Source organism: Duncaniella muris (assembly GCF_003024805.1).
GTDB lineage: Bacteria > Bacteroidota > Bacteroidia > Bacteroidales > Muribaculaceae > Duncaniella > Duncaniella muris.
Genome location: NZ_PUEC01000005.1, coordinates 104,929 through 125,384, shown reverse-complemented (window position 1 = coordinate 125,384; position 20,456 = coordinate 104,929). Strand labels below are relative to the sequence as shown.

The window sequence follows — 20,456 nt, the reverse complement described above, 5'->3', positions numbered from 1 at the left end:
ATAATCTCAAAAATCAAACAAACGAATATGAAATGAAAATGACCAACATATTATCCCCTAAAATGTATGACGCACAAATAGCGTACAGCACACGGGTAAATCTCGAATTACGTTATAGTTTAAACGCGGCGCAGGCTGCCATCGAAGATTGAGCAAGCAACCTAATAACTAGATAATTAGGCGGTAGGCTCTTGACATTCAGAGTCTACCGCCTATTATTTTGAACATGGAATAATACGTTTGGATTGCCATCTCTACGGAAATGCCCTCAAAAAGCATCCCTAAATTGTTACTTAACTATGAAAACTGCTACAAGACCCACCCTTGCCGATGTTATCGAATGTGCCCGCAAAGCCGGGGAAACAGCAATGGAATATTTCCGCTGCAGCCACGAAATCGGCATGCACAACAAGCTAAACGACAGCGATATTGTCACCATTGCCGACAAGCAATCTGAAACTGTCATCAAAAGCTATATCCAGACCAGATACCCTGACCATGCCATACTTTCGGAAGAATCAGGCGAAACTGACGGTTCTGCCGGCTATCGCTGGGTGATTGATCCGATTGACGGAACCACCAATTTCTTCGCCGGGATTCCATTCTGGGCTATAAGTATCGGTGTGGAACATAACGGACAGACTGAAATCGGCGTTGTATATCTGCCCGCAACCGGCGAGCTCTTCCATGCAATCAGAGGTCAGGGTGCTTTCCTAAATGACATTCCGATCCACACCTCTCCCGAATCACACCTTTCACGCTGTGTGATCTCGACCGGCTTTCCAGTTGACAAGGATACAAATCCTGACAACAACCTCGACAATCTTGCCGTCATAATGCCTCTTGTCAGAGATATACGCCGCCTCGGATCGGCAGCGTCCGATATCTGTTATGTAGCCGCCGGCTTTCTTAACGGATACTGGGAGCTGAACCTGCATGAATGGGATGTCAATGCCGCTACACTGATCCTTGAAGAAGCCGGAGGGAAGTGCACACGTTTCCGCGAAGACCGCAATATTTCACTCGTCTGCGGTCCTCAGGCTATCCATGACCAGCTTCTGTCACGGCTCAATCCTCGGCCGACAACAGCGTCCGGCTGCAGGCGCTGACTCATCAACCGCCTGCCAACACGCCTGAAAAGCCGGCAAAATAAAACTGCGCAGATTTTTTTCGCCAAACTTTTTTTCGGTTTAAAAAAAAGTTACTACTTTCGCAGCATAGAAGCTCAGACTGCCACTCACGGCCCGTAACTCAAACTGAAAAAAATAAAAAAAATACCTTCCGCAATATGATATTCAATTTCCGCATTGTGTCTGACGAAGCAGACAACTTCAAACGCGAAATCCAAATTGATGCAGACGCGACATTCCTCGACCTCCGCAATGCGATCTGTGACTCTGTCGGCTATGACAAAGGCCAGTTCAGTTCGTTCTTTCTCTGCGATGACGGATGGGAACGCAACCAGGAAATATGCCTTGAAGACATGGGCTCCGACTCTTCCGAAGACGTATATCTGATGGAAGACACCCCGCTCAGCGACTTTATCGAAGACGACGGCCAGAGAATGGTGTGGGTGTTTGACTACATGACTGACCGTTCTTTCTTCATTGAAATGAAAAAATCTATCCCCGGAAAGAGTCTTAAAGACCCGCTGTGCACCATCTCTATGGGTGAGGCGCCCTCGCAGTTTGTCGACCTCGATGACTTCGACGCGAAGATTGACGCAAAAGCCGCTCAGGCCGCAGCCTCGACAGATCTTGACGATGAATTCTACGGGTCTACCGAATTCAATGAAGACGAATTTGACGCAGCCGGATTTGACGAAATGACATTCGACGAATAATCCGTCACCTCTCACCTCTCCTACTAAAAAAACTCCTACAGAATCTATAAGTGTAACAACATCCGGCAGCCTGCTTGCATACAGGACTGCCGGATGTTATTTATAAATACTTTCTGTTCAGAAGCCAGCTTATATCTCTATGGAAATCTTTGGAGTCAGCCGGCAGCCGATGCTTTCTTTAAAATCACACAGTCCTACGGCTGGAATGCCGTCAGATGAAGCCGGTCCCAGATCAAAGAAGCGCACACCGCTTGCCGGGATGCTTTCGGCATAGTGCCTGATTATATTGTATGACAGGAAGTTCATGGGCCGGAAATCACGACCTCCCGGCAGATCGCCCCAATAGATCAGCTGAACCGTTTCCGGCGAAGTATGATAGATAATCGCCGAGGCTATGCCCTTACCCTCTTTCCTGACGATAAAGAAATCCATACTGATGATCTTCGATGTCGCCACAATGTCATCCAGAGTCATATGCACAGGATAGCCGTGACTTTCGTGATTCACGCGGATAATGCTGTAGATCTCCTCGATCTCGGCATCAGTCGGATCAACGCAACACTCGAATTCAAGCCCACGGCGAACGGATGCCGAGAGATTGCGCCGCGCGCTGGCCCACAGACGCTCATCGAACAATGAAAAATCACTGAGCGAATAATGATAATTGAAATCGGCATAAAGCTGCCGCCCGCCGCCCGACAGCAGGCAGAGAGCCTGACGGCTGAAACGGGAACAGTCGCCGTCATAACAGGCCGGAGGCAAAGTGACCGCCACCGGCTTTCCACATGCCCGTCCATATGCCTTAAGCTCCACAGCTGCGTCAAGATAGTATGACAGGCGCTGTGGCCCACGCTCCTCCATCCCGCCGAACGGAGCGGAAAACGGAGAACGCAACAGACCGCCACGCTCTCCAAGTATGATCCCCAGACGGATCTTCCCCTTGTCATCTGCAAAGGCAAGATAGTGCACATCGTCACATTTGCTACGGTTCAGCTGACTGAACTCCACAGAATTGAATGTATGTGATACCGACTTAAAAAGTGCAGCATATTCATCGGGGGTAATTCGCTTAAGTTGCACGTGAAAAACTCAAAATTCAAAAAACAGTTAAACTCAAATTGCTATTGCAGTTCTCCCTTACCCTCACGGATAATCTCAGGTGAGCGACTGTCAGTCAGATCGACCACCGTAGACGGCAAGGGCATGCCGCCTGAGAGGCTCTCACCGTCTCCGCCGTCATCAATCAGCAGCTCTGCCTGCCCCTCGAAAGCCAGGGCCAATTCCTGGGCATCAAATTCAGGCACTTCGTCATCGACCTTCAGCGACGATGAAAGTATCGGATGTCCGAGCCGGGCCGCTATCGCCATAGCTATCTGATTGTCAGGCACACGGATTCCCACCTCTTTTCTCCCTTTGAAAACTTTAGGCAGAGAAGTCGCCGCAGGCAGTATGAACGTAAACGCACCCGGCAGGTTCCTGCGCAGAATTCTGAAAGCCTCGTTGTCGATACGGGCATACTCGCTGGCCATAGAAATGCCGTCGCAAACCACTGACAGAGTCTGTTTCTGAGGATTCACACCTTTGATCCTGCAGAGCCGTTCAATCGCACCGTTGTTAAGTGCATCGCAGCCCACGGCATAGAGCGTATCTGTCGGATAGATGATAATTCCACCAGCCCGCAGGCAGTCTGCCACCTCATCGAGATATCGCTCGTTGATGCTACTGGGATACATTCGTAAAGTCCTCATATCTATATCTGTCAATGTTTTTTATGATATACAAAAATATCGCTAATCGGCTGCCGGGCGCAGTCGATGCAAGATGATTGATGATAAATCCCAGCGGTTTGTGATGATGAAATAACACCTGTAGACCAACACCGCATAGATAGCCCCGACAGCGCCACCCACAAGAATATCAGACGGATAATGGACACCAAGATACATTCTTGAATAGCATACAGCCGCTGACCATGTGATCATCAGCGCTGTCATCCATTTCAGCCTTGTCAGCAGAATCATGAACACAGCCAAAGCCACGGTATTGGCCGCATGACATGACGGAAACCCGTATCTGCCTCCGCGATATCCGTTGACAAGCTGAATGAAAGCGCTGTCTGGATTGTCGGGATGCGAAGGACGCAGACGTTCAAAGGCAGGGCGTATCAGTGTGGCGCACGTCTGGTCGGCAAGGGCTATGATGGCCCCGATGCTCAACAGCACAAGCACCATCTTCCGCCAGCCGAAACGATAGCCGATAAATGCCGTCAACATAACGTAAAACGGTATCCAAGTCGCTTTCCCGCTTACAAACCACATAATATGGTTAAAGACGGGACTATGCGCTCCGTTTATGGCAAACAATATCGACTGCTCAAATTCTTTCCACATAGCTGGATCTAACAAAGAGTATTCCATAATAATCCGTGAAGAGTGTATCAAAAGAAGGTCTTGGAATGTGATAATATCAGAAACATCGAGGGTTGATTGGCACCCTCCGGCAATGAAAGCCGGACAATCAGCTTCCAATTCGACAAAGTTACTAAAAAAAACGAAATATCGACCTGCATCGTCATCACAAAACATCACTGCAAGGCTCTGATTTAAATATTTTAACCATTGATTTGCCAATCTTGGAAAAATTAGATAATTTTGTCCTTAATTGAAAAATGTACAGCCTGACACACTCTGCCGGGCTGCTATATGCCAACTGTCAACCACCAAACCCTATAAGCGCCTTCTCCGGATGAGCTATCATTTGCTTCGCTTTTTCTTCAGAATTATGTCACGTCTGCCATTCAGTGTACTCTATGCATTGTCAGGTGTGATGTATCTGCTTTTATACTACGTCATCCGCTACCGTCGGAAGATTGTCCGCAAAAACCTCACTGAATCATTTCCTGAGAAAAATAGCAACGAAATACTCGGCATCGAAAAAAAATTCTACCGCTACTTCGCCGACAATATAGCCGAAAGTTTCAAAATGTCAGCCATGTCACCTGAAGAGATGGGGCGGCGCATGCGCTTCACCAATGTCGAATCCGTCAACACCGTGCTGCGTCAGGGCACATCAGTAGCACTCTACCTCGGCCATTACGGCAACTGGGAGTGGGTCTCCTCGATGCCACTCCACCTTGAAAAGAGCGCAATCGCCGCCCAGATCTATCACAAGCTGCGCAACAAGGCAATGGACCGGATCATGCTCGAACACCGAGGCTCCCACGGCGCCATCAACGTAGACATGTACAAAACCGCCCGCTACATCACCGAACTATCGGCACGCCATCAGACAAGCATCATCGGATTCATCGCAGACCAGTCGCCCAAAAAGCGCGAGGTGCGCCACTTCCTTCAGTTTCTCCATCACAAGACTCCGGTCCTTACCGGCACAGAGAAGATCACGAAACACTACGGCTTCGACCCTTGGTTCGTGCGCATCCGGAAAGTAGGCCGTGGATATTATGAAGCTGAATTCATCCACATGCACGACAATCCGAAATCTGTCCACGACTTCGGGCTGACACAAATCTATTACGAAATGCTCGAACAAGCCATCCGCGAAACCCCCGAACTCTACTTGTGGACCCACAACCGATTCAAACACGCCGAGCTGTCAGAACCCACAAACGCCAACACCCTATAACACCCCCGGAAACTATGGAAATAGATTTTGTAATAACATGGGTCAACATGGATGACCCCGAATGGCAGAAGGAATTTGCAAAATACTCCGGGAAAACCGTGACGGAGAAAAACAGCGTCACCGATGCCCGCTTCCGCGACTACGGCTTCCTTAAATACTGGTTCCGCGGCGTGGAGAAATTCGCCCCCTGGGTGCGGAAAATACATTTCATAACAAGCGGGCAGAAGCCCGACTGGCTCGATGCGGAAAACCCGAAAATCAATCTCGTCAGCCACAAGGACTACATACCGCAGCAGTTCCTGCCGACCTACAACTCGGTGGTGATCGAACGCTACATCCACAAAATCCCCGGCCTCGCCGACCACTTTGTCTACTTCAACGACGATTTCTATATCATCAACAGCATTACCCCCGAACGCTTCTTCCGCAACGGACTGCCATGCGACATCGCCGCGTTCCAATACAACCCCTCCTGGTCTCAGTGGTACCGCCGCATCAAAAACAACATCCGTATCATCAACGCCAACTTCAGCAAGCCTGAAGTCATGGCCCGCTTCCATGACAAATGGTTTGACAAAAGCTACGGATCGCGAGCCCGCTGGAACTATCTGCTTAGATATTACGACAAGTTCATCACCCTCAGGACCCCCCACAACGCCCAGCCCTACCTCAAAAGCACTTTCGAGGAAGTCTGGCAGGCCGCAGGAAAGGAACTCACGGCCACATCCGTCAACCGTTTCCGCGCGTCTGATGACTACACTCCCGAACTTTTCCGCACATGGCAGATATGCAAAGGCAACTTCGAGCCTTACAACACCTACAGCGACACCAAAATGTTTCCGCTGATGATCAAATCGAAGAAAGCCATAAAAGCCATCCGCGAACAATCTTATTCGCTCATCTGCCTCAATGACAACATTCATATCCGCAACTACAACCAGGTCATGGCAGAAGTGCGCGATGCCTTTGAAAGCATTCTCCCCGAAAAGTCGAGCTTTGAGCTTTAGACAGACGCCAAAGCCAAGATAGCCTTTTTCGAAGAACACTGATGCCAGACGTTATTCTAACCACCTTTCAAAAAAATCACCCGGCATGAACAAGGTAGCTGCAGAAATAATCGCGGGGCTGATTCCCCGCAAAATGGCAAGGAACCGCTGGCGCGGAATACTGCGCTACGGTGTCATCAAGGCCTTGAAACTGAAATTCCGTCTGAAACGCGACCACCGTAAGCCAGACTGTCGGCTTGCAGTCTGTGCCATAGCCAAAGACGAAGGCCCGTATTTCAAAGAATGGCTTGACTGGCATATCAGCCAAGGCGTGGAGAAGTTCTACATCTATGACAACGAAAGCACCGACTGCACCCGCGAAGTGCTCCGGCCCTACATTGAGTCCGGTGTGGTGGAATACTGTTACTATCCCGGCTATCGCCGTCAGATAGCAGCCTATGACGACTGCATGGACCGTCACCGCTTCGACACCCGCTGGCTCGCATTCATTGACCTTGACGAATTCATAGTTCCGATAGCCGACAGTTCCATTCCGGAATTTCTCAAGCGTTTCGAAGACTCGCCTGCCGTCGAGATCAACTGGCTGATCTATGGCAGCGGTGGCGCGGAAAAGAAATCGCCTGATCCGGTAATGCAGCGGTTCAGACACCACTCTCTCCCCGGCCACAGACTCAACCGCCACGTGAAAAGTATTGTTGATCCGCGGCGAGTGTTCGTCATGACCGGATGCCACGAAGCGGCGCGCATCGACGGAATAGCTGCGGATTCGCACGGCGATCCTATCACACGAAATTTCCGCGAACGCGAACCGCAGCAAGACGTGATCCGCGTAAACCACTACGCCGTAAGATCAAAAGAAGAATTTATTGAAAAGCAGAACCGCGGACGGGCAAGCGGAACGCAACGCACCATACCGATGGACTATTTTTACAACTATGACCTAAACGACATAGCCGAATAAACACCGACCGGCCCGCACACATACAGATTCTGCTGTCAGTGTGCGAGCCGGATTGTTATAACTGGAAACCGTGGTTATTTCTCGAACCCTGATTTTTTTGGGAAACGGCTCTTGAGATACTCTGTAACGCGCTCGCGGTCATTCTGATCGGCATACTGCGAGTCGTTCATGCAGAAAAGCAGCGGATTGTATTTCTCAAGTTTCTCATAGTGCGAATGATTGTCAATATGAAATCTGAATGACGTCTTCTGCGACACATATTGCAGATGGCCCTGCTTCTCGGCTATAGCCGCATAGGAATAAATGTTGCGCTGGACATCGTTGTCACTGCGAACATGATTAGTCAGCGTCGGTTCGATCTCATCCTTGAACACATCTTCAAACACATGGCGGCAGAAACTCTTATTGTAAGCATCTATATTGTGGTGTGTCTTGCCGCCATAATAGACTCCGTAACGTCTTTCTACCATTCTGGCCGAATTCTGAATGGTAAGGTTATAGTTGCTTATTTTGCGTTTAAGCAGCTTGCTCTTCAAGAATAAGGTCAATTTCCTGAACGGTCTGCGGTTAAGTCTGAGTATCGGGAGACCGTCAGATCCGAAAAAATCGGCAGGAGTGACAGGCCTGTTTATAAACATGTCATCATTGGCATACAGAAAATGCTCTCCAAGCCCCGGAATCCGGTAAAGTAAATGTTCGATCACAGGCGAATTGAAAGTCGGAAGATATTCAGCCGGTATGATTTCCGTGTGGTCAACAATCCTGATCTTCGGATTGCTGACATCAAGCCACCGTGGCACCTGATTGTCTGTCACAATGAAAATCCTTCGGATCCAGGGAGCATACATCTCCACAGCCCGCAGACTGAACTTAAGTTCATCATTGTCGGCATAGCGCCCCTCGCAATTTACAGCCGAACCGTCTTCGGTCCGCCCTATTGTCGCATTACGCTTTGCGCGCCACTGCGGATCATTGCCGTTGACCCACAGATAAACCAGATCCACTTCCATAGCTTTCATTGACTTCATATTATTTTTCAAATTCCGACTTATTCGGAAAACGTCTTTCCAGATATTCACTTGAGCGCCTTCTATCCTCGTCCGTTGCAAACTGAGAATCATTCATGCAGAAAAATATCGGATTATATTCTTCCAGTTTCTGATATTGCTCAACTTCATGGATCTGGAGACGGAACGATGTCTTCTTATTTACATACTGAGCATGAGCACGCTTTTCCGCCAGTGGGACATAAGAATATATGTGACGGTTAATATCTTCATTATCCCGTATATGATGAACCAGTGTTGGCTTGATCACATTCTTAAACATATTATAGACATGCTCATAATCGCTCTTGCGGTAAGAATCGATATTGTGATGAGTCCTATCTCCAAAATAGATTCCCAATTTACTGTTTACAAGATTGGCTGCATTGGCAATCTGACGATTATATCCACTCAATTTCTTTTTTAATATTTTCTGCCGAAACCACACATAGCTTTTTCTGAATAGACGACGGTTCATACGTACAATCGGGAAACCGTCTGCTGCAAAAAACGTCTCTGGAGTGACGGGACGATTGATGAGCATATCATCATTCCCATATAGAAAATATTCTGACAAGCCTGGAATTTTATAAAGGAAATTTTCAATTATGACAGAATTGAAACAAGGACGGCTTTCTTCAGGCAGAATTTCAGAATGATCTACTATCTGAATTTTGGGATGAGCTGTATCAAGCCATTCCGGCACCTGATTATCCGTGACTATAAAAATCTTACGGACCCAAGGGGCATATAGCCCTATAGAACGCAGACTGTATTTTAATTCTCCATTATCCATATAGCGTCCTCTGCAGTTTACCGAAGTATGGCCTATATCCCCTGTTACAGATTGGCGTTTGGCCTGCCACTGCGGATCATTACCATTAACCCACAGATAAACCAGATCTATTTCCATATCTTGCTTTTTCGTTTATTTCTCAAGTTGATTATTAACTTCCGGATATCTTTGTATAATAGTTTTGAATGCGATGTCGTTACGATCAGTTCCGGACTTAAAGTTTACTGTCTTCAGAGCAAGTTCGCGAGGCTTACCAAGTCCTTTAGGCTTATTGTGAGGGCCGAAAGGCACCGGTATTACTGTTCGCCCATTAGCTACCGCCGCCGCCCAGAACCATATGTCATCAGTGGTCGGAGCCAATGTAGTGAACATTTTTTCGTCAAGCATATCGGCTTTGAGCGAATGAGGCGGATAGAGCACACCTCCGACTCCTGTCTGAATTATATTCGGGCTGATTTTGATTTTACTACCGATAAAATGATACCACCTGAGTTTTGGCCATTTTCGATATGGTTTGTCAGGCACTATCCGTTTTGCTCTGTGAGCCAGAATATGGCCAGGAAAACGTTTATGAAGACGGAGCAGGCTATCGAGCATGTCTGGATGATAGTCTGTATCATCATCTATGGTCACAATGACATCCTCCGGAAAATCCTTAAGCGCCGGAATCAGTTTGCGATACGACCTTATTTCACTGGCATAGTCCCTGATTTCAAAAATCGGATTCTTATCGGCAAGGTCAAGCAGATCTTGCGGAATTCCGCAATTTTCAAACTGGGAATATGTCAGATAAAGCACAATTTTGTCAGGAAGCACAGACCCTGCAAGAATTGATTTCACGGTCGGCAATACAAATCGTATCGCAGCAGGAAAAGATGTCAATGACACGATTACACGTGTCTTTTCATTGTCTCCGTTTGTGTTTATCATTCTTATGGTATTCTTTAATCAAAGCGCGAGGAGTACTTCACAAAGGTAACAACTTATTCCGAGCTATGCAAACTTTCTGAAAGTTGCCAGCCAGCGGATTTCTCCGACTTGAAAGATTTCATGAGTAAAAGCGATCTCTTTGATTGCATTTTAGAATAAAAACCGTATCTTTGCGCATCAATTTCTAAGGATTATTACAATATATGTTACGAATTGCCATCCAGGCCAAAGGTCGCCTCAACGAAAAAACAATGGCTTTGCTTGCCGATGCGGGAATCTCGGCGTCAGTAGGGAGCCGCTCCCTCATCGCCCATGCCAAGGGCTTCCCAGTAGATCTTTTGCTACTCCGTGACGATGATATTCCACAGGCTGTCGCAATGGGCACAGCCGATCTCGGAATTGTCGGGCTCAACGAAGTGGAAGAAAAAGGCGTGGATGTCCATCGGATAATACCGCTCGGATTCGGCGGTTGCCGTCTGAGTCTCGCAGTGCCACGCGAGGCCGATTACAAAGGGCTCGAATGGTTCAACGGCCGCCGTATAGCCACATCTTATCCCGCCATACTCTCGCGCTTTCTTAAAGAAAAAGAGATCAGCGCCGAGATCCACACCATAACCGGTTCGGTGGAGATAGCTCCGGCAATCGGCATGGCCGATGCAATCTTTGACATTGTTTCTTCCGGAGGCACTCTTATACAGAACGGCCTCGTGGAAGTGGAGTCTGTGCTCGAATCTCAATCTGTACTGATAGCCACACCGGATCTTCCGGCCGAAAAGCAGGAGGAACTTGACAAGCTCTGTTTCCGCTTCCGCTCTATAATCGAAAGCCGTGGCATGAAATATGTGCTCATGAACCTTCCGAAATCATCGCTTGACGAAGCCCTGAAGATTCTTCCCGGAATGAAAAGCCCTACAATCCTGCATCTGGCTGATCCGGAATGGCTTTCACTCCATGCTGTGATCCCTGAATCGCAGCTTTGGGAAAAAATCGAGCAGCTGAAAGGCATCGGAGCCGAAGACATACTCGTGCTCGTGCTTGAAAACATTGTCAAATAAGAGGGCACTTAATCAGACACAACAATGGATACCTATATAAATCCGCCGCGCGCCGAGTGGCCGCGGCTTACCGAGCGCAACATTCCTGATGATCCGGCGGTCGACAAAGCCGTCAGCGGAATCATCGCTGACGTCAGACTGCGTGGAGACGAAGCTCTGCGCAATATGGCCCTGCGCTTCGACCACACTGAAATCAGCTGTTTCGAAGTCTCGGAAGCTGAAATAGCCGAAGGATGCGCCAAGGTCAGCGATGGAGTCAAAGCCGCCATCAGCCTGGCCAAGGAAAACATAACACGCTTTCACTCGGCCCAGCGCCCGACCGATGTCGATGTAATGACAATGCCCGGCGTCCGCTGCGTGCAGAAGCCTGTGGCCATTGACCGCGTAGGGCTTTACATACCAGGCGGTCGTGCCCCGCTCTTCTCCACAGTGCTCATGCTCGCCTGCCCTGCCCGAATAGCCGGATGCAAAGAGATAATACTCTGCACACCGCAGAGCGGCAACCGTCCGATAGCACCTGAGATACTCTATGCAGCCGCTGTCTGCGGCATAGACAGGATCTACAGAATAGGCGGCGCGCAGGCCATCGCAGCAATGGCTCTCGGCACCGAAAGCATTCCGAAAGTCGACAAGATCTTCGGGCCGGGCAACCGCTATGTCACCAAAGCCAAGCAGCAGCTTTCAGCAACTGTGGCTATTGACATGCCCGCAGGTCCGAGCGAGGTTCTCGTAATGGCCGATGACAGTGCCAACCCGACATTCATCGCCGCAGACCTCCTCTCGCAAGCTGAACACGGGCCTGACAGCCAGGCGATACTCGTCTGCACCTCCGAGCGCATCGCGTCAGAGACGCAGGCTGAAATCAGCCGCCTGTCAAAAAAACTCAGCCGCGAGGACTCTGTGGCCGGATCGCTCTCCCACAGCCGTCTGATTGTAATGGACGGGCGCGATGACATGATCGATTTTGTCAATGCCTATGCGCCGGAACACCTGATCATCTCTATGAAATCACCCTGGACAGTGGCCCAGGAGATACGCGCGGCAGGCAGTGTGTTCATAGGCAATTACTCTCCGGAAAGCGCAGGAGACTATGCGTCAGGCACAAACCACACACTTCCCACCTCTGCCTGGGCGCGGGCCTACAGCGGCGTGAACCTCGACAGTTTCATGCGCAAGATCACCTACCAGGAACTCACGCGCGAAGGCCTCGGACTGCTCGCGCCTGCTATCACCGCAATGGCCGAAGCCGAAGGGCTTGACGCTCATGCGCTTGCCGTCAGCGTACGCACCCAATCCGACACCTAAACACCTCTACCGCAATGAATCCTCTGAGCTTTGTACGCCCCAACATACTCTCTCTGGAGCCATACTCGACCGCCCGTGATGAATTCAAAGGTGGCGACATCTCCGTGTGGCTCGACGCCAATGAAAGCCCCTATCCCTCCGGACTCAACCGCTACCCCGATCCCCATCAGAAGGAGCTGAAAAAAGCGATTTCCACGTTGAAAGGCATAGCGGCCGATAATATATTTATAGGTGGCGCAGGCAGTGACGAGGCCATCGACCTCACCTATCGCATCTTCTGCCGCCCCGGAATTGACAATGCCATTGCAATAGCTCCGAGCTACGGGGTCTACGCCGTAAGCGCCTATATCAATGATGTAGAACTGCGCAGCGTGGCACTGAACGAGGACTTTTCTCTGCCGGTAGAGGCGCTCCTCGCGGCCGCAGATGAAAACAGCAGACTGATGTGGATCTGTTCGCCCAACAACCCGACCGGAAATTCATTCAGCCGTGCCGACATTCTTCGTTTGGCCGACAGTTTCAACGGCATGGTGGTGGTTGATGAAGCCTACATAGACTTCTCGGCTGAACCATCGCTTCTTGCAGATATAGCCACACATCACAATCTGATAGTGATGCAGACATTCTCGAAAGCCTGGGGCATGGCCTCGCTGCGTATGGGCATGGCATTTGCCGTGCCTGAAATAGCCGAACTGTATGGCAGGGTGAAGTATCCCTACAATGTCAACGGTCCGACACAGGCCGGACTGCTCAGACGCATCGCCGAAACTGACATCAGCCCCCAGGTGGAGGAAATCAGACAGCAACGCGATTATCTCGCCAAGACTCTGGCCGCCCTTCCTAAAGTCAGAAAAGTCTATCCTTCGGATGCCAACTTCCTGCTCGTCAAAGTCGATGATGCCGATGCGATGTACAGCTATCTGACAGAACACGGAGTAATCGTAAGAAACCGCAACAAGGTAACAGGCTGCGGCAACTGCCTGCGTTTCACCGTAGGCACACCCGAAGAAAATGCCCGCGTGGTGGCTCTTCTTGAAAAATTCTGATATCCACGAACCGACTTTACTCATGCAAAACCAACTCAGCTATGGCAAAGAAAGCTATTTTCATTGACCGCGACGGCACAATCATAAAAGAGCCGGCCGACGAGCAGATCGACTCGCTTGAGAAGCTCGAATTCGTACCCGGCGCAATCTTCGGGCTCCGCTCACTGATGAACCGCGGCTATGAACTGGTCATGGTTTCGAATCAGGACGGCCTCGGAACAGCCTCATTCCCGGAAAAGACCTTCTGGCCGGCCCACAACCGCATGCTCTCCACTCTTGAAGGAGAAGGCGTGAGGTTTGACGATATACTGATAGACCGTTCGTTTCCGGCTGACAACGCTCCGACCCGCAAACCGCGCACCGGAATGCTCACCGCCTATCTCGGCGGTGACTATGACCTGGCAACAAGTTTCGTTATCGGCGACAGGATGACCGACATCGAACTCGCGCGCAATTTAGGTGCCCGCGGCATACTCATAGGCCACGCCGGCAACACCGAAAACATCGACGGATGCGAACTCGTCAGCGACAGCTGGGATGAGATTGCCCGCCATATTCTCTCGGCAGACCGCATGGTTTCAATAGTACGAGACACGTCTGAAACACGCATCAGCCTGACGCTCGACCTTGACGGGCATCTGCCCTCGGCGATAGACAGCGGCTTGAAATTCTTCGACCATATGCTCTGGCAGATCCCGCACCATGCCGGAATTTCGATCGATCTGAAATGTGACGGCGATCTTGAAGTAGACGAACATCACTCGATGGAAGATATCGCCATTGTGCTCGGCCAGGCGATAGACAAGGCTCTCGGATCGAAAACCGGCATTGACCGCTATGGATTCGTGCTGCCGATGGACGAGTGCAAAGCCCTTGTACTGATCGACTTCGGAGGCAGGGCTGATTTTGTATGGGACGTGGAGTTCACACGCGAATATGTAGGCGACACCCCTACAGAGATGTACAGCCACTTCTTCAAATCGCTCTGCTCCGCCATGCGCTGCAATCTCCACATCAGCGCGCGCGGCGAAAACAACCACCACCTGATCGAAGGTGTGTTCAAAGCCTTCGCCCGTGCGCTACGCATGGCCGTCCGACGTGACGTGTTCAGCTATAACCTGCCATCAAGCAAAGGAATCATATGATAGCCATAATAGATTACGAAATGGGCAATCTGCGTTCGGTAGAAAATGCCCTCAGCCGCCTCGGAGCCGAGTGGAAACTGACCTCGGATCCGGAAGAGATACGCAGTGCCTCGCGGGTTCTCCTGCCGGGGGTCGGAAACGATGCCGAGGCTATGGAACGTCTGCGGGAACGCGGACTTTGTGAAGTGATCCGCAATCTACGCCATCCGGTGCTCGGCATCTGCGTAGGCATGCAGGTTATGTGCCGCCACTCGGAGGAAGGAGATGTTGACTGCCTGGGGATCTTCGATGCCCATATCCGCCGTTTCCCTGAAGAAGAAGGTCTTAAGGTGCCCCATGTAGGCTGGAACCGAATCAACAATCTGGAATCGAAACTGCTCAAAGATATCGGCCGGGGAAGCTATGTCTACTATGTGCATTCATATTATGCCAATCTCTGTCCTGACACCATCGCGACCACCCGCTATGGCACCACTCTTTTCAGCGCGGCGCTCAAATATGAAAATTTCTACGGTACTCAGTTCCATCCCGAAAAAAGCGGCGACATCGGCGAGCAGATTCTCGCCAATTTCCTGAAACTGTAGGCCATGCATGCCACAAAAAACATATACGGTTCACTGCCAAGTCTATCCCCCAGATACACCAACAGATAAAAAACGATGATCGAAGTAATCCCTGCCATTGACCTGATCGACGGAAAGTGCGTCAGGCTCTCTCAAGGCGACTATGACCGTTGCACCGACTATAATCTCTCGCCTGAAGACATGGCGAAACGTTTTGCCGACCACGGGCTGACACGCATACACGTCGTTGACCTTGACGGTGCCAAGGCAAGTTCTCCGCGTAATCTCCACACCCTCGAACAGATTGCCCGCATCAACGGAGTGACGGCTGAATGGGGAGGAGGCATAAAAACCGGACAGGCGCTGAAAGATGTGTTCAACGCAGGAGCAACCTATGCGATCATCGGCAGCATAGCAGCCCGCGAACCTCAACTGATGACTGAATGGCTACAGACCTATGGCGGCGAGAAGCTGATACTCGGAGCCGATGTGCGCAACGGCAAAGTTGCCGTCAGCGGATGGCTGGAGGAAACAGCCGATACGATTGACGATCTGCTTGCCCGTTTTATCCCGTCGGGTCTTTCCCAGGCCATCTGCACCGACATATCAAAAGACGGAATGCTTGAAGGTCCGGCTTTCGGTATGTACACACGTCTTCAGGAAGCGTTTCCGGATGTTGTGTTCACCGTCTCCGGCGGCATCAGCTCAATCCGTGACATCGAGCGCCTTGACGCACTCGGCCTGCGGCGAGTCATTACAGGCAAAGCTATATATGAAGGCCACCTGACACTCAAAGAATTACAGAGATACGCCAGATAACACACACCAAAAGCTTCTTAACACACTGCCGGCTGACAGCGACCGGTGACAAAAAAGCCTGACAGCCCGCGGACATGACGCGAGTGTCAGGCTTTTTCGTTATTCAGAGGCTCTTATCAGACTGTGGCTGCAGCTGCAGCCGTAGCTGAGGCAGGAGCCAGCCTATTGGCCATTTCAACAGCCTTTGTGATATGGTCGCAGATATGGTCATCGCCGAGGAGCGTATTGACACCGGCGTTGACAAGCGCTGCGCGCACATTCTCACGCACGCCGGAAAGAACCACCTGGATATTCTCGTCATGCGATGACTTGATGAGCACTTCAAGATTATGTATGCCCGTAGAGTCGATGAACGGCACTTTGCGCATACGGATGATGCGGACTTTGGGCTTCTCGCCGATGGTGGTGCGCATCAGCTCATCAAACTTTGTGGCGACACCGAAGAAGAACGGGCCGTCAATCTCATAGACCTCCACGCCGGGATTGACGTTGAGCATCTCGTGATGTGTGGTTTCAGAACCTTCGGCAATGTCAAGCTGCTCGGAGTAAACTTTGATCTCAGTGTTTTCCATCACACGGCGCAGGAAGAGGATTACAGCAAGAAGGAGCCCCATCTCGATTGCGATGGTCAGATCGAAGATGACGGTCAGAAGGAAGGTAAGGACAAGCACTGAGATGTCGCTCTTCGGATTGTGGAAGATGGCACGGATTGTGCGCCAGCCGCTCATGTTGTAGCTGACAACAATCAGGACTGCAGCAAGGCAGGCCATCGGGATCAGGTTGATCAGCGGCATGAGGAAGAGGAAGATCATGAAGAGGACAATGGCATGGACAAGGCCGGCCACTGGAGTGCGTCCGCCGTTGGTGATGTTGGTCATTGTGCGGGCAATCGCTCCGGTGACGGGGATGCCACCGAAGAAAGGCACGATGATGTTGGCCATGCCCTGGCCGATAAGTTCGGTGTTGCTGTTGGTGCGTGTTCCTGTCACACCGTCAGCCACGGTTGCTGACAGCAGTGATTCGATAGCTCCGAGAATCGCGATTGTGAATGCCGAGGGGAGCAGGCGGTTGATCGTGGCCATGCTCAGCTCAAATCCGTGAGGTTCTGGTATGTCAGTGGATAGTGAGCCGAAACGATCGCCGATAGTCTCGACATGAAGACCGGGCACAAGTGACACCACAAGTGTCACGAGTATAATGGCGATCAGCGCACCGGGCAGACGTCGGGAAATTTTGGGTGTGACAATGATAATTGCCAGTGCTGCAAGTCCGACTCCGAGAGTGATCCAGTCGACATTGCCGAAATTTGAAAGATACATGCCCCACTTCGGGATGAACTCGCTCGGCACGTTTTTCAATCCAAGTCCGAAGAAGTCGTTGATCTGTGTGGAGAAGATTGTCAGCGCGATACCTGCCGTAAAACCCACCACAATCGGATAAGGAATGAACTTGATGACTGTTCCGAGGCGGAATATGCCGAGAGCCACAAGGATAAGTCCGGCCATCAGTGTTGCTACCGCCAGTCCTTCAAGACCGAAATTGGCAATGATATTGTAGACTATCACGATGAACGCGCCTGTAGGGCCACCGATCTGCACCGTGCAGCCGCCGGCTGCCGAAACAATGAAGCCGCCTATTATGGCTGTGATGAGACCGACTGTGGGGCTGACACCACTGGCTATACCGAAGGCGATTGCAAGCGGGAGAGCCACAATGCCTACCACTATACCGGCCACAAGGTCGTTTTTAAACTTGTCAAAGGAATAATTTTTCAGAGTCGAAACCAATTTCGGCTTGAAATCAAGAGAAGCTGCAAAATTCATTAGAAAACTTCCTTAGTTACTATATATACTGTTATGCCGACACATCTCAGTGTCGATTTTTCTTTATTGGAAACATTTCAATCGGAAGAAAGCATAAAGGCAACGGTCCCCAATGTCCCCCCGTTTGAGGGTGCAAAATTACTTAATTTCCGCCAAAATTCACTAAAATAGACAAAATATTTCCTCCTAATAGCCTCAATAATTGGCGAGACTTATAATTTAGCAATGATTGGCTCAAGCTGTGCAAAGTTTCAGGCAGCACCAGCGGTTGAGGGTAGTGTGTGATTTATAGGTAAGACCGAGGGGTTCGGCGGCTGACATGATGACTGGAATATCCTCTTCATAGAATCCGCTCAGCAGCATTGTAGCTCCGGAGGCAAGAGTGGCCGCATAGGCTGCAATGTCTGCAGTAATAATATTGCGGTTGATATTGGCAATGAACAGGTTCACATTCCTTACCTTTGCAAGTTCTGCAACATCTCCGAGATGAAGCTCAACGGTTTCAGTTGAATTCAGACGCATGTTTTCCACCGCGTTTGTAAAGGCGAATTCATCAATCTCCACCGCATCTACCCGGCGGGCGCCTCGCATGGTTGCGAGGATGGCAAGAATTCCGGTGCCTGTGCCCATGTCAACCACATTGAGCCCCTGGAGGTTCATGGCAAGCAACTGGCGGATGACAAGCGAAGTTGTGGCATGGTGGCCGGTTCCGAAAGCCATTTTTGGGTCTATGACAATGTCATAACGGCATTCGGGAATGTCTTTGTGGAAAGAGCTGTGGATGACACACTGGTCATCAATCACGATCGGCTGAAAGTAGTTTTTCTCCCATTCCTTGTTCCAGTCCTGGCCCTCTACAAGTTTCCGGCTGACTGTAAACGCGGTCTCCATAGGGAAATCAGCCAAAAGGGAATCAATTTCTCTGTGGTCAAAAAGTTCGGCCTTTATATATGCGGTCAGTCCGGTTTCATCCGGCACAAAACTTTCAAACCCTGCTTGGGCAAGCAGGGCGGCAAGAATATCGGTACGGGTCTCGTCACACGGGGTTGCATCGAGACGCAGTTCTATGTAATCGTTCACTTCAGAGTGTTCTTTGTTTATTCTGTTTGTTTATTATGATAGTTTATTTTCGTTTGAACCAACGCATTATCTTGAATGCCTTGCTTCCGAGGCGGAAAGTAACAAGAGCTATGTCAAGATAGCTGAGAGTGCCAAGCACCTTGCCAAGCATGCCTCCTGATTTCACAGGATTAGCTTTTTTCAGACCGGTGAAGTTGCGTTTCAAACGGTCGCGACTGATTTCGATGCGTGCTGCTGTATAGGCCCGCATATAGCGAAGTTCATCAAGTGTATAGCCCTTCCATTCGGCTTTTTCGTGAGGAAGTTCCTTTGCTGTGCTCATAACTGTGATGTCAGGGATTGAAGAAAAGACGTGAAACAAAGCGGGCAATCGGATTTATGATCAGCTGCTTTCTGAATGCGAGAGCCACAGCAAGCAGAAGCACATAGAAGCCACACATTATAAAATAAGCCCAGATCATGCCTACCCCGGTAGCGATACAACGCACCACTGCGAGCGATAGGAAAAACATGATCAGAGAAATGAGGACAAATGCCAACAGGGAGAATGACAGCATTGTAAGAAGCATGGTAAGCTTTTCGGCTGCCGTCAGTCTGGCATAGTCTATGTTTAACTTCAGTGCGGAGCGCAATTCAGCCCACAGCACACTGAACTGATTCTGTTGTTTGTCGGGCATAGATGATAAATGTGCGAAATAACGCACAGTGTAAGAGAGTGATGAACTCGCGACACTTGGTCGCCCCACAGTCTCAGCGGAAGTCAGCGGGGCGACAAAGCTACGCGTTTATGCTGCCATGATGCAGCGGCAATGAAAATTCGATAGACGGATCAGTCGTCAATCTCGGTGGTGAGCTGTTCGACAAGAGCATCAATCTCATTGTCAGAGCAGATGATACCTTTTTTGCGGAGAAGATCGGCGATACGCGCACGGATATCCTCACCCTTTTCAGGAGCAAAAAGCACAGCGGCTCCGGCACCGACGATAGCGCCTCCGATAAATGCGTAGAGCAATGACAGATTTGACATAATTCTTCTATTGGGTGTTAACAGAGTTTTGTACTGAATATTATTGATTTACTTTTCGATCTCTTCAGCGATTTCGTCAGCCAGTTCTTCAAGTTTGCTCTTCTGAAGCTTGATGCCTTTGCTTTCAAGATACTTCACTATGTTGCGACGAGTCTTTTCGCCCTTTTCAGGAGCAAGGAGAAGACCAACTGTAGCGCCGGCAACAGCGCCGCCGATAACTGCGAGAACAATGTTTAATGCTTTCATTTCTTTTATCTATTTGAGGGGTTATGTTTCGATTTACAATTTTTAAACAACCGTCAGGCCGGATGGTTCACCGGTGGGTCTGATAATTTTCATGTCTGCAATCATTTTTACGCCTCTAAGTT

The 20,456-nt window shown here is 50.0% G+C and carries 23 protein-coding genes; 11 read left to right on the top strand and 12 right to left on the bottom strand.

The window, feature by feature from the left end; genetic code table 11:
* Positions 1–299 precede the first annotated feature (299 nt).
* Both C5O23_RS03620 and C5O23_RS03615 read left to right on the top strand, forming a co-directional pair.
* Positions 300–1,109 (top strand): inositol monophosphatase family protein, encoded by an 810-nt coding sequence (locus C5O23_RS03620; RefSeq protein WP_107031597.1) that lies wholly within the window; start codon positions 300–302, stop codon positions 1,107–1,109.
* A 179-nt stretch (positions 1,110–1,288) separates the two neighbouring features.
* A complete protein-coding gene (locus C5O23_RS03615; RefSeq protein ID WP_107031596.1) occupies positions 1,289–1,843 on the top strand; it encodes an IS1096 element passenger TnpR family protein in 555 nt (184 codons plus the stop codon).
* A 129-nt stretch (positions 1,844–1,972) separates the two neighbouring features.
* Here the strand turns inward: C5O23_RS03615 and C5O23_RS03610 are convergent, their stop codons facing one another.
* From C5O23_RS03610 to C5O23_RS03600, 3 genes are all read right to left on the bottom strand, one after another.
* Complete coding sequence (locus C5O23_RS03610; RefSeq protein WP_107031595.1) at positions 1,973–2,851, bottom strand: hypothetical protein; 879 nt, start codon at positions 2,849–2,851, stop codon at positions 1,973–1,975.
* A 113-nt stretch (positions 2,852–2,964) separates the two neighbouring features.
* Positions 2,965–3,576, bottom strand: coding sequence for an L-threonylcarbamoyladenylate synthase (locus C5O23_RS03605; RefSeq protein ID WP_240597650.1), 612 nt, complete (start codon positions 3,574–3,576; stop codon positions 2,965–2,967).
* 57 nt (positions 3,577–3,633) lie between these two features.
* On the bottom strand, positions 3,634–4,116 hold the full coding sequence (locus C5O23_RS03600; protein ID WP_240597647.1) for a phosphatase PAP2 family protein: 483 nt from the start codon (positions 4,114–4,116) through the stop codon (positions 3,634–3,636).
* A 472-nt stretch (positions 4,117–4,588) separates the two neighbouring features.
* Here C5O23_RS03600 and C5O23_RS03595 point away from each other — a divergent pair, with 472 nt between their 5' ends.
* The 3 genes from C5O23_RS03595 (at position 4,589) to C5O23_RS03585 (ending at position 7,453) form a co-directional block, all read left to right on the top strand.
* On the top strand, positions 4,589–5,485 hold the full coding sequence (locus C5O23_RS03595; RefSeq protein ID WP_107031604.1) for a lysophospholipid acyltransferase family protein: 897 nt from the start codon (positions 4,589–4,591) through the stop codon (positions 5,483–5,485).
* A gap of 14 nt (positions 5,486–5,499) precedes the next feature.
* Positions 5,500–6,492 (top strand): stealth family protein, encoded by a 993-nt coding sequence (locus C5O23_RS03590; protein ID WP_107031593.1) that lies wholly within the window; start codon positions 5,500–5,502, stop codon positions 6,490–6,492.
* An 85-nt stretch (positions 6,493–6,577) separates the two neighbouring features.
* Complete coding sequence (locus C5O23_RS03585; RefSeq protein ID WP_107031592.1) at positions 6,578–7,453, top strand: glycosyltransferase family 92 protein; 876 nt, start codon at positions 6,578–6,580, stop codon at positions 7,451–7,453.
* A 74-nt stretch (positions 7,454–7,527) separates the two neighbouring features.
* Here the strand turns inward: C5O23_RS03585 and C5O23_RS03580 are convergent, their stop codons facing one another.
* The 3 genes from C5O23_RS03580 to C5O23_RS03570 are packed head-to-tail and all read right to left on the bottom strand — an operon-like array spanning position 7,528 to position 10,093.
* Positions 7,528–8,481: a stealth family protein gene (locus C5O23_RS03580; protein WP_161553543.1), complete on the bottom strand. Its 954-nt coding sequence runs from the start codon at positions 8,479–8,481 to the stop codon at positions 7,528–7,530.
* 1 nt (position 8,482) lies between these two features.
* Positions 8,483–9,412, bottom strand: coding sequence for a Stealth CR1 domain-containing protein (locus C5O23_RS03575; protein WP_107031603.1), 930 nt, complete (start codon positions 9,410–9,412; stop codon positions 8,483–8,485).
* A gap of 15 nt (positions 9,413–9,427) precedes the next feature.
* Positions 9,428–10,093 (bottom strand): glycosyltransferase, encoded by a 666-nt coding sequence (locus tag C5O23_RS03570; protein WP_240597643.1) that lies wholly within the window; start codon positions 10,091–10,093, stop codon positions 9,428–9,430.
* A 335-nt stretch (positions 10,094–10,428) separates the two neighbouring features.
* Between C5O23_RS03570 and hisG the strand changes: the two genes are divergently transcribed.
* From hisG to hisA, 6 genes are all read left to right on the top strand, one after another.
* The gene (gene hisG, locus C5O23_RS03565; RefSeq protein WP_107031589.1) at positions 10,429–11,280 is read left to right on the top strand and encodes an ATP phosphoribosyltransferase; all 852 of its coding nucleotides are present in this window, start codon (positions 10,429–10,431) and stop codon (positions 11,278–11,280) included.
* Positions 11,281–11,304: 24 nt separating this feature from the next.
* Positions 11,305–12,585, top strand: coding sequence for a histidinol dehydrogenase (gene hisD, locus C5O23_RS03560; RefSeq protein ID WP_107031588.1), 1,281 nt, complete (start codon positions 11,305–11,307; stop codon positions 12,583–12,585).
* A gap of 14 nt (positions 12,586–12,599) precedes the next feature.
* Complete coding sequence (gene hisC / locus C5O23_RS03555; protein WP_107031587.1) at positions 12,600–13,631, top strand: histidinol-phosphate transaminase; 1,032 nt, start codon at positions 12,600–12,602, stop codon at positions 13,629–13,631.
* Positions 13,632–13,672: 41 nt separating this feature from the next.
* On the top strand, positions 13,673–14,776 hold the full coding sequence (gene hisB, locus C5O23_RS03550) for a bifunctional histidinol-phosphatase/imidazoleglycerol-phosphate dehydratase HisB (RefSeq protein ID WP_107031586.1): 1,104 nt from the start codon (positions 13,673–13,675) through the stop codon (positions 14,774–14,776).
* Positions 14,773–15,360 (top strand): imidazole glycerol phosphate synthase subunit HisH, encoded by a 588-nt coding sequence (hisH, locus tag C5O23_RS03545; protein WP_107031585.1) that lies wholly within the window; start codon positions 14,773–14,775, stop codon positions 15,358–15,360. Before hisB ends, hisH begins: the two co-directional genes overlap by 4 nt.
* A gap of 75 nt (positions 15,361–15,435) precedes the next feature.
* Positions 15,436–16,158: a 1-(5-phosphoribosyl)-5-[(5-phosphoribosylamino)methylideneamino]imidazole-4-carboxamide isomerase gene (hisA, locus tag C5O23_RS03540; RefSeq protein WP_107031584.1), complete on the top strand. Its 723-nt coding sequence runs from the start codon at positions 15,436–15,438 to the stop codon at positions 16,156–16,158.
* Between the two features lie 116 nt (positions 16,159–16,274).
* Here the strand turns inward: hisA and C5O23_RS03535 are convergent, their stop codons facing one another.
* The 6 genes from C5O23_RS03535 to C5O23_RS03510 all read right to left on the bottom strand — a co-directional run bounded on the left by C5O23_RS03535 (position 16,275) and on the right by C5O23_RS03510 (position 20,334).
* Positions 16,275–17,981, bottom strand: a complete 1,707-nt coding sequence (locus C5O23_RS03535) for a SulP family inorganic anion transporter (protein WP_107031583.1) — start codon at positions 17,979–17,981, stop codon at positions 16,275–16,277.
* A gap of 234 nt (positions 17,982–18,215) precedes the next feature.
* A complete protein-coding gene (prmA, locus tag C5O23_RS03530) occupies positions 18,216–19,061 on the bottom strand; it encodes a 50S ribosomal protein L11 methyltransferase (protein WP_107031582.1) in 846 nt (281 codons plus the stop codon).
* Positions 19,062–19,104: 43 nt separating this feature from the next.
* Positions 19,105–19,383, bottom strand: a complete 279-nt coding sequence (locus tag C5O23_RS03525) for a hypothetical protein (RefSeq protein WP_107031581.1) — start codon at positions 19,381–19,383, stop codon at positions 19,105–19,107.
* Between the two features lie 10 nt (positions 19,384–19,393).
* The gene (locus tag C5O23_RS03520) at positions 19,394–19,738 is read right to left on the bottom strand and encodes a hypothetical protein (RefSeq protein ID WP_107031580.1); all 345 of its coding nucleotides are present in this window, start codon (positions 19,736–19,738) and stop codon (positions 19,394–19,396) included.
* 152 nt (positions 19,739–19,890) lie between these two features.
* A complete protein-coding gene (locus C5O23_RS03515) occupies positions 19,891–20,088 on the bottom strand; it encodes a YtxH domain-containing protein (RefSeq protein ID WP_107031579.1) in 198 nt (65 codons plus the stop codon).
* Positions 20,089–20,136: 48 nt separating this feature from the next.
* Entirely contained in the window at positions 20,137–20,334 is a 198-nt protein-coding gene (locus tag C5O23_RS03510; protein WP_107031578.1) for a YtxH domain-containing protein, read from the bottom strand.
* Positions 20,335–20,456 lie beyond the last annotated feature (122 nt).